General features: G+C 46.8%; 6 protein-coding genes and 1 pseudogene. 2 read left to right on the top strand and 5 right to left on the bottom strand.

Features of this window, described 5'->3' with window-relative positions:
- Positions 1-10 precede the first annotated feature (10 nt).
- The 4 genes and pseudogenes from NXX38_RS06850 to NXX38_RS06835 form a co-directional block, all read right to left on the bottom strand.
- Positions 11-1,942 (bottom strand): heparinase II/III family protein, encoded by a 1,932-nt coding sequence (locus NXX38_RS06850; RefSeq protein WP_148367717.1) that lies wholly within the window; start codon positions 1,940-1,942, stop codon positions 11-13.
- A gap of 21 nt (positions 1,943-1,963) precedes the next feature.
- Positions 1,964-3,779, bottom strand: a pseudogene (locus NXX38_RS06845) (heparinase II/III family protein).
- A gap of 20 nt (positions 3,780-3,799) precedes the next feature.
- Positions 3,800-5,611, bottom strand: a complete 1,812-nt coding sequence (locus NXX38_RS06840; RefSeq protein ID WP_148367715.1) for a RagB/SusD family nutrient uptake outer membrane protein — start codon at positions 5,609-5,611, stop codon at positions 3,800-3,802.
- A 29-nt stretch (positions 5,612-5,640) separates the two neighbouring features.
- Positions 5,641-8,913 carry a TonB-dependent receptor gene (locus tag NXX38_RS06835; RefSeq protein ID WP_258978898.1) on the bottom strand — a complete coding sequence of 1,091 codons (3,273 nt, stop codon included), beginning with the start codon at positions 8,911-8,913 and terminating at the stop codon, positions 5,641-5,643.
- Positions 8,914-9,180: 267 nt separating this feature from the next.
- Between NXX38_RS06835 and NXX38_RS06830 the strand changes: the two genes are divergently transcribed.
- Entirely contained in the window at positions 9,181-10,614 is a 1,434-nt protein-coding gene (locus NXX38_RS06830) for a sialate O-acetylesterase (RefSeq protein WP_258978897.1), read from the top strand.
- Between the two features lie 167 nt (positions 10,615-10,781).
- Positions 10,782-14,753, top strand: coding sequence for a hybrid sensor histidine kinase/response regulator transcription factor (locus tag NXX38_RS06825; protein WP_258978896.1), 3,972 nt, complete (start codon positions 10,782-10,784; stop codon positions 14,751-14,753).
- A 72-nt stretch (positions 14,754-14,825) separates the two neighbouring features.
- Here NXX38_RS06825 and NXX38_RS06820 read toward each other — a convergent pair whose 3' ends face one another.
- A complete protein-coding gene (locus NXX38_RS06820; RefSeq protein ID WP_148367711.1) occupies positions 14,826-15,599 on the bottom strand; it encodes a radical SAM protein in 774 nt (257 codons plus the stop codon).
- Between the last annotated feature and the right edge of the window lie 85 nt (positions 15,600-15,684).

The following is a 15,684-nucleotide window of genomic DNA, read 5'->3' as shown; positions in this document are numbered from 1 at the left end:
TCAATTCATTTTATTTGGGGGACAGGGTTGTAGTAAATGTGGCAGTCTGGTTGGCTGTGACCGTTGCTTCAAAGCCGACCATATAAGTACCCGGATTAGCCTGGTCATAAGAGTTTTCACTGGTAGTACTCCATGTTTTGTAGGTAGGCTTCACGGTTCCGCTGGCTGTGAGATACATCACTTTGCTTCCGTTAGTCAACACGATGCGGTTACTTTCCACCGTCGGGACGGCAGGGGTCACCATACACCAGCGCACTTTGGCGGATTTATCCGTTCTTGCCCTTATCTCATCCATGACTACTAAATCTTTATCGTTCACGATTTTCACGGTACGGGTAGCGGATGCAGCCTGATCGGACACTACTTCTGTCAGATCGAAAGTGGCTCCCAATTCCGTAGCAGTGTTGATGGTAGTGGTCAGGGTAGCCGCACCGTCCACCCGGTGACGGGCATCATTGATTGAGATCGTGCTATGATTGAGATTATTCAGGCGGAATACATCCCAACGCATCGAATTCTGTCCCATATCCCAAAGATTACCACCCAAACCGGCCAGTACCGACTCAAGAGTTGTATAACTTTGCAGACCGAAATCCATCGACCAACGCACTCCATACGCATCGTATACAAATGAACCGGCATCCATGTGTCCATGACTAGAACCGGCCTTGCCGCCTTTGATACCGAGGTATTTATCCGTATCCGTGTATGTCCAGTCGGTATGCACCATCACGACGGGCGTTTCCCCTTTTCCACTCCATAGCTTATTGGAAGGGGCGGAGATCGCATCCAGATTCAGATTATTGGCGAAAGCCATAATCATTGGCAATAGGCGGTTTTCGGCACAGGAAGCATATTCACCGTTCTTCAGCATTTTCAGTTCATTATAGAGCAATGACGGGTTACTGTATTTATCGGCAAACCACCACGAAGCGAGTGCTGCGGTAGAAGAGGGAGCACAGTCCGAATAATTAAAGAACTTGCTGTTCAGCCCTGTCATATACAACATATATTCTGCCGTTTTGGAGAATCCCGGTGTATCGGAAAGTCCGTTATCCGTGCCAAGCGTACTGTTGAGGGCGGCAAGCATCAACACCTGATAAAGTGTGCCATAACACCAGTAACCGCTGCCCTCCGGATAGTTGCCGTCGGGAGAGTACATCACTTCCAATGCAGGTTTATTGGATGCTAAAGCCTTTTCAATCATGTCCTTTGCTTCGGAAGGATTGTTTTCATAAGAAGCCAGTGCCGCACAGACCAGTCCGCCATTACAAACCTGGTTCCAGTTGTTGGTAGCTTCATAGAAGTTCAGGTTCCAGTTCTTGTTCTGTGCCTGTTGGAAAGCAAACTTCAGCAATGCGTTGGCTGCTTTCGTACGGGTGGAGGCGCTTAGTTCGTTATAGAGCCAGTCGTAGCCGAAAGCAACGGCCGTAGCCATTTCGCCCACATCGAGAAAATGACGTTTCGAGTTCCAGTCGGGAAAGTTGCATACGGCATTGATATCGGTTTCCGCTTTAGTCAGGTATTTGGCATCGCCAGTCATCCGGTAGGCATAAGCACAGGTGAAAATACGCAATAGAGCATCACGGGAAACATCGAGAATACGTTTGTTGCTGGCATCCAGTTTATAAGTCAGTGCCGTTGCATTCATCCCTTTGCTGTTGCACACTCCCATAATGGTGTTATGCAGCAAGGTCAGATTGGCACTCGTATTTGCATCCACTTTGGCTTTCAATGCAGTGAAAGCCTCGGTGTTCATCAACAGACGGGGATGGTTATCCGCAGTCAGTCTGGAATAATCCAGTCCACCCTCCGGTTCCGTAGGATTCGGTTTCTCATGGGTAGATCCCGGACGGAATCTGTTCTCATCCTCATCGGAACAACTTACGGCTGTTCCTACGAAGAAAGCTATGATGATTGTTTTAAAAAGAATCGTTTTCATGGTTCAATGAATTTATTTGTATTACTTCAAAGGAATAAGTCGTACTTTCAGTTGCGAGGCACAATGGGCAGGAATCACCGTTTCAAAGCCAACGCGGATGGTTCCCGGATTGCGGAAATCATATTCATGCGGGGGCACGTTGGACCAGATTTTCATTTCTACTTCCGTACCGGTATCTGCTGTCAGGAGCATCCGTTGTCCGTCTTTAGTCAATTCTATACGGTTCTTGCCTGTAATCTTGGCTTCTGCCGGGGTGACCATCATCCAGGATACGGTAGCTTCCTTATCGCGCGTCTCCAAGCGGTCTATTACTTCCAGATGGTCTTTCTGATCCAATATCACGGTGCGGACAGCTTTCTTCACACTATTGGCAAACACAGTCGACAGGTCTACTTCCGCCCCTTTCTGTTTCTTCGACTCGAAAGTACGGGTAATCGGGGCATTGCTCTCTACCAAATGGCGTTCTCCGTTAATCGTCAACGTATTGTGAGCGATATTGCTTAGCCGGAATACTTCCCAGCGTTGTCCGTTCTGCGACATATTCCACAGGTCCACTCCCTTACTTTCGAGTGTGATATAACTCTGCATCCCCAAGTCCATCGCCCAACGCACTCCGTCTCTCTCGAAGATAAACGACCCGGCATCCATGTGTGCATGAGAGGTAGAGGGCGAACCTCCTTTCACTCCCAGATAGGTGTCTTTCTTACTGTCCCATCCGCCACGGTAGATAAACACAGGCGTATCTCCGCGGTTAAACCAGAAGTTTTTCTTCGGCTTTCCGATCCGGTTCAGGTCGAGCTGTGAACAGAACACCATCAGGCTGGGTAGTAAACGGTCTTCGGCAAACTGCATATCCGGGCGGTCGAGATACTGACGTTCAATCCACAACAGGGAAAGGTCTTTCTCCTTGCCTGCAAACCAGAACATCATCATGTTACATTCCGCCTCCACCGGAGAATCCGAGAAACAGAAGCAGTCTCCACTCGGAGCCGTCATATACTGCATGAAACGGGCAGACTCCTTAAATCCGGGGGCTTGGGAGAGCCCATTGTCTGTGCCGAAAGCACTTTCGAGCGCAGCAATGAGCATTACCTGAAAACTCGTCCCGTACCCCCAATATCCGAATCCTTCGGGATAACCTCCATCAGGACCATAGCCTACCATCGCTTTCGGATTTGTCTCCATGCATTTCTCGATAATACCTTTCGAGATCTCCGGAATCTCTTCGAAAAGAGCCAGCGCACCATACGCCAATCCACTATTACATACGGAATTCCAGTTATTCTTGGCAGTGTAGAACCAGGCATGACGGGTATTCTTTGCCGCATCAAATCCTTTTTCGATGATTGCTTCACGCACCACCCGGCGGGTGTCGGGCTGCAAAGAATCATAAAGCCAGTCGTAACCGATAGCCAATGCCATTACCATCTCGCCTACATCCAGGAAATGAGTAGGGTTCCAGTCCGTGAAACGGCTGACAGCGAGCATCTCCTGTTCCGCACGGTGAGCGTATTTCTTATCTCCCGTCATACGGTAAGCGTATGAGAGGTAATAGATACGCTTCAATGCGATGCGCGAAATCGCCAACAGGCGTTTGCCCTCCTTGATACGTTCCACAGGTGGTTCTGTAAGTGTCCGGTCGCAAAGTTCCATGATCCGTTGGTGAACTGCTGCCAACGGGGGGATACTCCGCAATAGCTTTCTTAATAGCTTCTTCTCCGCCCTCCGGCAATAACAGACGGGGATGAGGCGCTATCTTGCCATAATCAAACTGTTGTGCAAACGCACCTGTGCAACCGGATACAAAAATGAGTAATAGTAAAAGTATTTTCTTCATCCTTATTCAAATCTTTATGATTAATACGCCCAACCGCTTCGTTTAGTCAGGTTCGGGTTCTTCTGCGTTTCAGAGATAGGAGCAGTCCACGGCCACATAGATTCGGTGTAATACCAGTTATACTCTACCATATCGCCCCACCAGGACTTACCTCCATTCACGTCTTTTCCCTGAAATTTGGTTTCTTTATAGGTTCCCCAACGTACTTCGTCGAAGAAGTTGATTCCTTCCAGACAGAATTCCACGCGACGTTCATAGCGCACTCTTTCGAGCATGTCTTCTTTTCCGTTCACTGCGCACGGACCGCTTCCGCCCTCTGTCAACACAGGCATGTGGGCGCGGGTACGTACTTTATTCACCAAGCGGATGGCTTCTCCTATCTGGTCGGTCTGTGCCAATGCTTCCGCATACTGTAACAATACATCGGTATAGCGAATCAACGGCCAGTCGGTATGACAACGGCTCCGGCTAATCAAGCGGCCTTTCTCAAACTCATTGTATTTACGATAGCAGTAGAAAGCGGAAGTACGTTTATCGAGCCAGAAGTCTCCTCCATTCGTGCCTTGTTCCTTCAACGGCCAGCGGAGTTGTTTACCGATTTGGTTGGCATCTCCGGCATAGTTAGGCTTGTAGCAATCTACCGGGATATAAGGGGTAACGACTGTCTGTTGCAAACGTGGATCGCGGTTGTCATACGCCTTTTTAATACGGGCTTCGTTACCGCTGTTCAGGTAATATTTCTGATAAATATCTTCACCTACGCGTTTGATAAGGGCATTCTTTTGTGAGGACATGGATTCCAACCCGTCACGGCAGAAGAAGATTTCACGTTGTTGCGGAGTCAATAAGTCCCAATCTTCCAAACCGTCTACTTCCGACCATTTGAAGTCCGATCCGTCGGCATTCTTATAATAGTCTACAAAGTCTGCGGAAGGTTTTATTTCCGTCCATCCGTCATACGTATCACGCGCACCGGTCATTTGCTGAATGTTGTCACAGTAACCGGTTTCTTCGCTAAACTGGAGCGAGAAAATCATTTCTTTGTCTTTCTCGTTTTCATATTTGAAGAAGTCGGCATATTCGCCTGTCCACAAGCCGTAGCCGCAGGTTTCCACTTCTTTGAAATCATTGCCTGCTTCCTTGTATTGCTTCTTCCACATATATACCATGCCACGAAGCGCATAAGCAGCTCCCTTGGAGGGGCGTCCGTAGTTTTCGTTCAGCGTGTTATGGGGGAAATCGGGATTATTGATACAATACGTCAAATCGTCCAGAATCACTTGCCAGACTTCATCTACCGAAGATTGACCACGCGTACAGTCTTCATTATTGATGGGTTCCAGATAAACGGGAACACCCTGATAAAGCATATTCAGCCGATTGTAAGCCCACGCACGGAGGAAACGGGCTTCGCATTGATAACGCGCCAGTTTGCCGGCAGCCATATCCGCTTTATGCAGATTGGCAATCGCATCGTTACACGCATGGATGATGGTGTAACAGAACTTCCATTCATACCACACCTGAAAGTCATTGGCAGGTTTGGTAGCCAGCGAAAGCAGTTCCACCGGATAGTTGTTGGAATAATAATCGGTTGCGAAGCTCATGGCTTCGATTCCCTGGCGGTTCAAACCGTCGGCACGCCGGAGCTGGGTAGACGAGAGTTGGGTGGCATAGAACGGATAGTAGAGTCCTGCCATTCCCTTGTCGGCAAGCTCCTCCGTAGTCCACATGTTTTCACTTGCGATCTGGTCTTCCGGGGCTACATCGAGAATATCCATGCAGGAGGTAGCAGCCAGAGCCATCGTTAAAATCATTAATATCTTTTTCATATCAGATTCTGTTTTTTAGTTCTACATCATTAAAAGGTAATCTGTCCGCCAAAAGAGATCTGACGCATCAATGGGTAGCCGATTTCAGTTCCTATTTCCGGATCAAGTCCCGGGTAACTGGTAATCGTCAGGATGTTATCCATCGACACGAAAGCACGGAGCTTGCTTACAAAGAACTTACTGGAAATCCTCTGCGGCAATGTATAGCCTATCTGGATATTCTTCAACTTGAAATAGTCGGCCTTATATTCGTTCCAATCACTCTGGATTCTGTTATTATACGTAGTTCCATACGTCAGACGGGGGTATTTGCCCGACTGGTTGGTGCGCGAATCGTCCGGATTGGAAGGATCGAAGAAGTAATGATTGTCGGCAATATGTTCGATAATGCCATATCCGTGACTCACAAGCGTGGAGTTGTAGTAATCCGTATTCCAGTTGAGGTAATGTCCGAAAGCTCCCGACCACAACATGGAGAAATCAATATTCTTGTAAGAGAAAGCACAGTTGAAGCCCAGGTTGAATTTCGGCACACTGGTATGACCGGAGAAATCCCTGTCGTTCGTATCACCATAGTTCATATCCCCATTGCTGTCGGCATAGAGAATGTCACCATACCAAAGCTGGTCTTTGGCAATCGTCTTCATTCCTCCGAATGAATAACCGGAGTCAATCATGGCCTGTACCCATACCATGTCTTCCTTCGTACGTATCATTCCGTCCTTCGGTCCGGCATGGACGTCCACCGCACCTCCGGTATAGCCTTCGCCAGAACCTCTGTACACCTTATACATATAGGTTTCACCCAGTTGGCGACCTTCGCAGATGTATCCTCCGAATCCGGATTCGGACACATCACTGAAGTTGTTGACATAGCTGACTTTGTTTCCCTGTGCATCATACGTCCAGTATTTCTGGAGATCGCCCTTGAATTTCATTACCTTATTGGCATTGAAAGAGAAGTTCATGCCTACCCGATATTCAAAGTCTTTTCCGATACGGTCGTTCCAGTTCAGGGTAAATTCTACACCGCGGTTGCGCACTTCACCCAGATTTTCGGGAGCAGAACCAACAACACCCATCGAGAGATAGAGTTCGGGATGGTAGAGAATGTCCGAAGTATATTTATTATAGTAGTCTATTTCACCCGTCAGGCGGTTGTTGAAGAAACCGAAGTCAAGTCCGATGTCGGTTGTTGCGGTACTTTCCCAATGCAGTTTGTCGTTGCTTAGTTTTTTACGTACCAGTCCTTTGGTTCCTTCACCATCGATTACAACATTGCCTGTGGCATAATTTGCCTGCCAGTCGTAGTTGCCCGTAGAGTTGTTACCTGTCTTTCCCCACGAAACACGCAGTTTCAGGTTGGAGAGATAGTCGGATGCTCCCTGCATGAACGATTCTTCCGAGATACGCCATCCACCGGAGAACGAGGGGAAATATCCCCAACGCTGGTTCACACCGAAACGGGAAGAGGCATCGGCACGTAGGTTGGCTTCGAAGAGGTAGCGTCCTTTATATCCATAGTTGACACGGCCGAAATAGGAGAGCAGTCCCCATTTGGCAGGTGCCGAGCTGGAAGAGCTGACGAGCGTTTCATAGGTGCTCAATTCGTTCAGTGTCCAGTCAGTAGCTCCTTTACGGGAAACGGCAAAGCTCTTGCTGTAATATTCCTGTGCGGAATATCCGAGTAATGCGCCCAAATCGTGGTCTTTCTTGATGGTAGTTTGATAGCGTACCAGTATTTCGGCACTCTGACGCCAGGTGCGCGCGCTTGTATTGGTAATGGAAGCATTCTCCAATGCGCTTTCGCTGACACGTTGGTCGGTCACGTAGTCCCAATAGCCATTCTGGCGGCTATAGGAAGACTTGTCGGTAAAGGTCGGCGAATAGTTGAATGTACCTTCGATGTTGAGACCTTTATAAGGAGTGATAATTCCGTAGACTGAAGCGTTGAGACGCCATACGGTATTGAAACCGGTAGCTCCCGCCATCTGCCCGAAGATATTATTGGCATTGGAAGATTCTTCACTTGCCAGTGCGGGACGTCCCCAGTAGTTCGGTTCGCCCGGATATACACCCGGAGTAGTCTGGTAGAGATACTTGAATCCATTGCTGATGTTTGCCATCCCGTAATCCTGCTTTTGTCCGTAAAGGCGGGTACCGACGGTCATCCATTTCACAATCTTAGCTTCCAGATTGGTACGGAAATTGATTTTCTGCGTACTTGAATCGAGGTTCCAGCGGTTCATGACTCCCTGATTGTCGAGATAGCCCAAGGAGAGCATATACTTCACTTTCTCCGAGCTGCCGGAGACAGAGAGGTTGTGTTCCTGCGAATATCCGGTGTCGAATACTTCGTCGAACCAGTTCGTGTTCGGATAGGCCACGTAATTGGGCACTCCGTATTCGTTCAGTCCGTTCGGATCGGCAGAAGCAGCCCTCCAGCGATCAATGCTTTCCTGCGAGAAAATGCCTTTGGTATTCACATTTTCGCAAGCCTCGTTGACCAGTCCCATATAGCGGGCGTAGTCGCTTACGAAAGAGAGGTTGTTGTAAGGCATCTGCACGACTCCCGAATAAGAATAGGAGATTTGCGGTTTACCTTTTCCGCTTTTGGTGGTGATGAGGATCACTCCGTTAGCGGCACGCGTACCGTAAATAGCTGTTGAGGCAGCGTCTTTCAGTACGGAGATGCTTTCAATGTCGTTGGGGTTCACGTTGTCCATGCTCCATTCAATACCGTCTACCAGTACCAATGGGGAGTTGGTATTAAACGTACCGTTACCACGCACGCGGATGGTGGCGCCGTCCGATCCGGGTTGTCCCGAAGCCTGCGTCACGTTCATACCGGCAGCGAGTCCCGAAAGGGCAGAAGAAACGCTCATGATGGGACGTCCCTCCGTCTGGTCGGCAAAGTTGATGGAAGTCACGGAACCGGTCAGGTTCACTTTCTTCTGCACACCGTAACCCACTACCACTACTTCATCCAGCACTTTCGTTTCCACCTTCATCCGGACGTCGAGTTTCGTGCGTCCGTTCAGGGGAAGCGTGGTGGTTTGATAACCAATGTAACTGAAAGAAACAGAAGGTTTGGCAGAAGTTGTTTTTAAGGTGTAGTGCCCGTTCAAATCTGTCAAGACACCGTTCGTTGTACCTACTTCGACGACGGAAACACCCGGCAGGGTTTCTCCATTCTCATCGATCACTACTCCACTTACTGTAGCAGATGTCTGTGCCCACACCACATCTGTCAGTAAAAAGAGCGAAGCCAATAAAAATAATAGATAATGCTTCTTTTCCATTTGATTAGATTTAATGAAACAATTAGGTTGTTAAATACTCACAGTGCAAAGAAATGGGATATTTAACCAACCTAATAATACTATTTAGGCGATTGATGCCACTAATTAAGAAAATTCGGCCGAGAATGAAAAGGAAAAACCAGCTTTTAAGATTTCGACTAGCTTTTATCAGAAAATGACCAGCTATTCTTATTCCATATTTAAAAATAGATTGTATTTTTGCCCGATACCTAATAACTATTCGTCGAATATCTAATAAAAAACAGTATGAAAAAACAATTTCTACTTCTGATTTTATCACTTTTATTCCTACCGCTTGCACAAGGCAAAGTAAAACTTCCCGCAATGATGGGAGATCACATGGTACTTCAACAGAACAGCTCCGTTAAATTATGGGGTTGGGCAGACGGCAAAAAAGTAACCGTCACTACTTCATGGAACAACCGGACTTATCAGGCATCTACCGACAAAGACGGGGCCTGGCTGGTGAAAGTAGATACTCCCAAAGGAGGATATACACCTTATTCTATTACAATCAGCGACGGAACTCCGGTCACTCTCTCGGATATACTGATAGGGGAGGTGTGGATCTGCTCCGGACAGTCGAACATGGAAATGCGCATGATGGGAAATGCCGCACAGCCCATTGACAACTCGCTTGAAACGCTTCTAAACTCGGGAAATTACCGCGACCGTATTCGCTTTATTACCGTACCGAGAACCAATGATACAGAGCGCCGCACGGATTTTGAAAAAAGGAAATGGGAAGTTTCGTCACCTGAAACGACCATTGATTGCAGTGCCGCCGCCTATTTCTTTGCCAGACAACTGACTGAAAGTCTTCATCTTCCGGTAGGGCTGGTTATCAACAGTTGGGGAGGTTCGGCTATCGAAGCATGGATAGATGAACCGACATTGAAAACCGTCGAAGGTATGGACGTAGAAGCTGCCAAAGATCCTAAAAGAGGGGTGCATCAGCGTCTGGAATGTCTGTACAACTCGATGTTATGGCCTGTTAAGAACTTCACGGCAAAGGGTTTCCTCTGGTATCAGGGAGAATCGAACATATCCAACTATCAGTTCTATGCTCCGATGATGACTGCCATGGTGCAGCTATGGAGAAACGTATGGGAGGCTCCCGATATGCCTTTCTATTATGTGCAGATTGCTCCTTACAAATATGAAAACAGCAGCAATACGGGGGCCGCTTTATTGCGTGAAGCACAGATGGAAGCATTGAAAACGATTCCTAATTCGGGCATGATACCCACTACGGATATTGGTGATGAGTTTTGTATCCACCCATCGCCAAAGGATGTGGTAGGACTCCGGCTGGCTACGCTTGCGTTGACTAAAACATACGGCATCGGCCGATTGCCGTCCAACGGTCCGATGATGACTAAAGTAGACTATGAGGGAAACAAGGCCATAGTGACATTCAATAACGCACCTGCGGGATTGTTCCCTACTTTCGCCCAACTGGAGGGATTCGAGATTGCAGGAGCCGACAAAAAGTTCTATCCGGCGAAAGCGAAGATTATAGGACGTACCAACACGGTGGAAGTATCGAGTGAAGAGGTTGCCCAACCGGTTGCCGTGCGCTATGCTTTCCGTAATTATGTAGGAAATATCACTCTGCGCAACACTTTCGGATTGAGCGCTTTCCCGTTCCGCACGGATACGTGGGATGACGTGAAATAAAGGGCTCTACAAAGGGGATAGTTACCCAGTTTACTGGATATATAGATCCAATCTGTTGGCTATATATGTCCAACGTGCTGGGTATATAGATCCAATACGCTGGATATATATACCCAGCAAACAGGAGATATATTGCCTATAAACAGGAGATACAAAGAAGGGAAATTATGAAACGATCCATCTTATCTATATGTATATTGCTGGCATCGGTTTCTCTGGTCTTCGCCAATATCTACAAGAAATATGACGTTAGATCAGGGTTATCGGGCAATTGTGTCCGGAGCATCCTTCAGGATAGCATCGGATATATGTGGTTTGCCACACAGGACGGGTTGAATCGTTTCAACGGTATTGAGTTTATCAACTACGGACATTCGTCAGAAAACGGCGGAAACAGTTATATGAATATAGTAACCATCTGCCGCCATCAGGATAACAATCAGATCTGGGTGGCAAGCACGGAAAAGCTGTATTTATTCGACTCGCAGGAAGAGAAATTTACCGTATTCGACCACCGGACAGAAGATGGAGTGACAGTCAACAGTGTCTTCGGGATGGCTTATGACAACTCCGGACAGCTATGGATCGGAACAGCCAGCGGATTGTTTGTCTACAACAAGAAAAGGGGAACATTGAAGCAGTATCTACATTCTCTCTCCGACCCTCACTCATTGCCGGACAACCATGTGTGGGTGGTCTGCAATGATTCATTCGGGACAATCTGGATAGGCACGCGGAATGGCCTTGCGAAATACAACCAGCGCACGGACAACTTCACAGGGTATATATCCGAAGAGACTTCTTTCGGACGTCCTGCCTGCAACGAAATTATTTCTTTGATGGAAAGTTCGCAGGGAGTGCTATGGGCGGGTACATGGTACGGAGGACTGGCACGTTTCAATAAGGAGACAGGGCAATTCCGCTATTACTTCGGAGAAGGGGACACACTCACCATCCCACGCATCCGCACCCTGTTTCAACGGACAGCCAACTCTTTCTATCTCGGCTCCGATGACGGACTTTACACATTCAACACCACCACAGGAGAGTGTCTGCCGACCGACGATGAACAAAGCAAAGAGAGTATCTATGCCTGTTATCAGGACAGGGAAGGGGGAATCTGGATCGGGACATATTTCAGTGGAGTAAGTTACCTGTCTCCCAAGCATAAGGATATCGAGTGGTATTATCCCAACGGTACGGAGAATTCTCTTTCGGGAAATGTTATCAGCCAATTTTGCGAAGATCCCGACGGCAACATCTGGATTGCTACCGAAGACGGCGGATTGAATCTCTTTGATCCCCGCACGAAGAAGTTTAAGAATCATCTATTGAGAAGCAATAATCCCAATATCGGTTATCACAATATCCATGCGCTGCTCTACAACGAAGGAAAGCTGTGGATCGGCAGTTTCTCACGGGGGTTATATATCCTGGATATCCAAACGGGAAAAACAAAGAACTATCGCCACAACCGTACTAACCCGCATTCCATTCCTAACGATCATATCTACTCCATTTATCAAACGAAAGATGGCAGTATTTATCTGGGCACTCTGTCCGGATTCTGCCGGTATGATGCGGACAGTGATTCGTTCCGGACACTGGAGCCTTTAAGTCATATCTTTATCTACGATATGGTGGAAGACCAGTATGGGGACTTATGGCTGGCAAGTAAAAGGGATGGCATCTGGCGTTATAATCGCCAGACCGGTAAGCTGCACAACTACCGTAACGATCCGGCTGACCCTGCTTCTCCCTGTAGCAACTGGGTTATCCGTGTGTATATCGACCATAAACAGAATCTATGGTTTTGTACCGAGGGAGGCGGCATCTGCCGTTATCACTATCAGGAGGACCATTTTGAAAATTTCTCTACCAAAGAGAATCTGCCGAACAATATCATTTACGGCATACTGGACGATCAATCGGGTAACTATTGGCTTTCTTCCAACAGGGGACTGATCCGTTATGAGCCGCAAAACAAGCGGGCACAACTTTATACCATTGAGGACGGATTGCAAAGCAACCAGTTCAACTTCCGTTCTTCCATGCAAGCCCGTGACGGGAAATTTTATTTCGGTGGGGTGAACGGATTCAACAGTTTCTATCCGTTCAAATTATCGATCAATAAGGTAAAGCCCACGGCATCTATTTCGGCAGTGTATATGCACAGTCCCGATGATAAGGTGAGCCTTAGCAAACGCATTCCTGCCCTTAGCGGACAGGTTACCATTCCTTATCAGGTAGTTTCGTTCGACATCACATTTGAAAGTCTAAGTTATGTGGCTCCCAGCAAGAATTTATATGCCTACAAACTGGACGGCATCCACAAGGAATGGATATACACGGATAAACATAATGTATCCTTTCTCAACCTGCCTCCGGGTGAATATACGTTCCGTGTGAAATCCAGCAACAACGATGAATATTGGAGCAATGACGACTGCTGTCTGCATATTGAAGTTCTTCCTCCACCCTGGAAGACGATCTACGCCAAGATTTTCTATTTACTAATTGCATGTGGCTTCACTTATTTTCTGGTAAGGCTTTATCTGCGTAAGCAACAAGCCGTGAAATTAAGGAAGATGAAAGAGATGGAACAAATCAAGAATCAGGAATTGTTCCAGTCAAAGATAACGTTCTTTACACAGGTTGCGCATGAAATCAAGACTCCGGTAAGCCTTATCAAAGCTCCGCTGGAAGCTATTTTGGAAACACATGAATGGAACAGTGAAGTAGAAAGTAACCTGTCGGTGATACGGAAAAACACCAACCGCCTGATGGAACTTATCAAGCAATTGCTCGACTTCCGCAAAGTGGATAAGGAAGGATATGCGCTTTCATTCAATGAGGTAAATATCAACCGGATGACCGAGGAAATCATCGACCGCTTCCGGGCCATCTCGCTGACCGGAATATCCTTCAGTGTCTCTCTTCCGAAAGAACATCTGCAATATAATGTAGATCAGGAAGCACTGACGAAAGTCGTCAGTAACCTGTTGACGAATGCCATGAAATATGCCCGCAGCCGTATTATGGTGATTCTGGACGAGCATTTGTCCGCCGAAGGACGTACTCTTTCCATCTGTGTACGCGATGACGGGCCGGGAATTCCGCAAGATGAATGCAGCAAGGTGTTCGAACCCTTTTATCAGGTGGGAAATGCCGGCAATAACGGATCGGGAGTAGGTATCGGGCTAAGCCTTGTCAAACTATTAGTCGAAAAACATAACGGGAAAGTTTTTATTAACCCTAATTATGCCGAAGGTTGCGAAGTGTGTGTGGAAATCCCTTATTTAGAGAAAAGTATTCCGGCAACCCACGCCGTCACTTCTATGCCCGATGAAGGTCCCGCTCCGGAAGAAGAAGCCGAATCCGGCAGTTACTCTCTGCTCGTTGTGGAAGATACGACGGATATGCTGGAATTTCTGGCTAAGAATCTGGGAAATGCCTATACCATCCACACAGCGACCAATGGCAAGGAAGCATTTGAATGTCTGGAAACAACGACAGTAGACCTTATTATCAGTGATATCGTCATGCCGCATATGGACGGATTCGAATTATTAAAAGCCATCCGTTCCGACAATATGCTTTGCCATATCCCGTTTATCTTGCTTTCGGCACTCGACAGCATCGATTCGAAAATTGCAGGTCTCGACTATGGAGCAGATGCTTACATAGAAAAACCTTTCTCCCTAAGTCATATGAAAGCCACTATCAATAATCTGCTGGAAAACAGGCGTATGCTGTTCAATCACTTCACAACCGTGCCGAATATGTCATACGACCAGACATTAATGAATAAAACGGATGTGAAATGGCTTACCACGATTAATGAAATTATTACCCGGAATTTCACCAATGAAGAATTTACCATCGACAAGATGGCGGAAGAAATGGCAATCAGCCGTTCTAATCTGCAACGCAAGTTGAAAGGATTGACCGGAATGCCACCTAATGATTATATCCGGTTGATACGGCTCAAAACGGCCGGAGAACTTCTGCGTGAAGGAGAATACCGGATTAATGAGGTTTGTTTCATTGTCGGATTCAATAATCCTTCGTATTTTGCCCGTTGCTTCCAAAAGCAATTCGGGATACTGCCGAAAGATTATGTGAAGAAAGGAGGATAAGATTCTTCTATTATACTTATATTTATGTATTTGTGCCGCCTCAACAAAAAGAGGCGGCATTTTATGAAAAAACTAATAAGAAGCTGTTGCCGAAATCCCTTCTTTCTCCAGTAAAGCTACAATACGGTCTAATTCTTCATGCGTAGCTTTCTGTAAGTCATGGTCGGGTGTTTCCCGGTCAATCGTATAAATCATCACTTGACGGGGAGCGATTTCCTTCACTGCTTCTATCCAGGGAAGCACATATTTATCAGATGTATTATCCATGTCCTTTCCCTGATAACCTCCTTTCAGAAACATCGTTTGCACAATGCAGTTTCCTTTGAACTCTTTCATCTTTCCGATGATCTTCTTAACGGAATATTTTCCATTAGGACGATCTAATAAATGAATATATTCTTCATCCACTGTATCCAGTTTCAATATATTATTATCTATCTTGTTCAGTGCTTCGAATACAGCAGGACGGTCTATAAATGTAGAGTTACTCAATACACTTACTTTCGCTTTCGGGAAATACTGATCGCGAAGTGCAAGCGTATCTTCTATAATTTCCGGGAAATGGGGATGAGCAGTCGGTTCACCGTTTCCGGCAAACGTCAGCACATCAGGGGCAGGACCGTTCGCCTGCATATCTTTCAGTTTTTCTTCAAGAGCCGCACGGACTTCTTCACGGGTTGGGAGAGGCTTCTTTGCACGATGATCGGCATTGAAACCACATTCACAGTAGATGCAGTCGAATGAACAGACCTTACCGTCACCCGGTAATAAGTTAATTCCCAAAGAAACACCCAGACGGCGGGAATGTATAGGACCGAAGATGGGTGAAGGAAAAATAATAGTCATCTTTTTTTATCATTTACTTCATAAATCTTTGCAAAGATAACCCAAAACTTACAGGTTATCCTACCTGTACCACCATTTTTTCATC

The organism is Bacteroides sp. BFG-637 (assembly GCF_024793605.1).
Classification (GTDB): Bacteria; Bacteroidota; Bacteroidia; order Bacteroidales; family Bacteroidaceae; genus Bacteroides; species Bacteroides vicugnae.
The sequence above is the reverse complement of the archived record's forward strand: the minus strand, read 5'-3'. Positions and strand labels throughout refer to the sequence as shown.

Excerpts from the sequence above, each read along its gene's own strand:
- NXX38_RS06850 (WP_148367717.1), bottom strand. The coding sequence starts at position 1,942 with ATGAAAACGATTCTTTTTAAAACAATCATCATAGCTTTCTTCGTAGGA.
- NXX38_RS06840 (WP_148367715.1), bottom strand. The coding sequence starts at position 5,611 with ATGAAAAAGATATTAATGATTTTAACGATGGCTCTGGCTGCTACCTCC.
- NXX38_RS06835 (WP_258978898.1), bottom strand. The coding sequence starts at position 8,913 with ATGGAAAAGAAGCATTATCTATTATTTTTATTGGCTTCGCTCTTTTTA.
- NXX38_RS06830 (WP_258978897.1), top strand. The coding sequence starts at position 9,181 with ATGAAAAAACAATTTCTACTTCTGATTTTATCACTTTTATTCCTACCG.
- NXX38_RS06825 (WP_258978896.1), top strand. The coding sequence starts at position 10,782 with ATGAAACGATCCATCTTATCTATATGTATATTGCTGGCATCGGTTTCT.
- NXX38_RS06820 (WP_148367711.1), bottom strand. The coding sequence starts at position 15,599 with ATGACTATTATTTTTCCTTCACCCATCTTCGGTCCTATACATTCCCGC.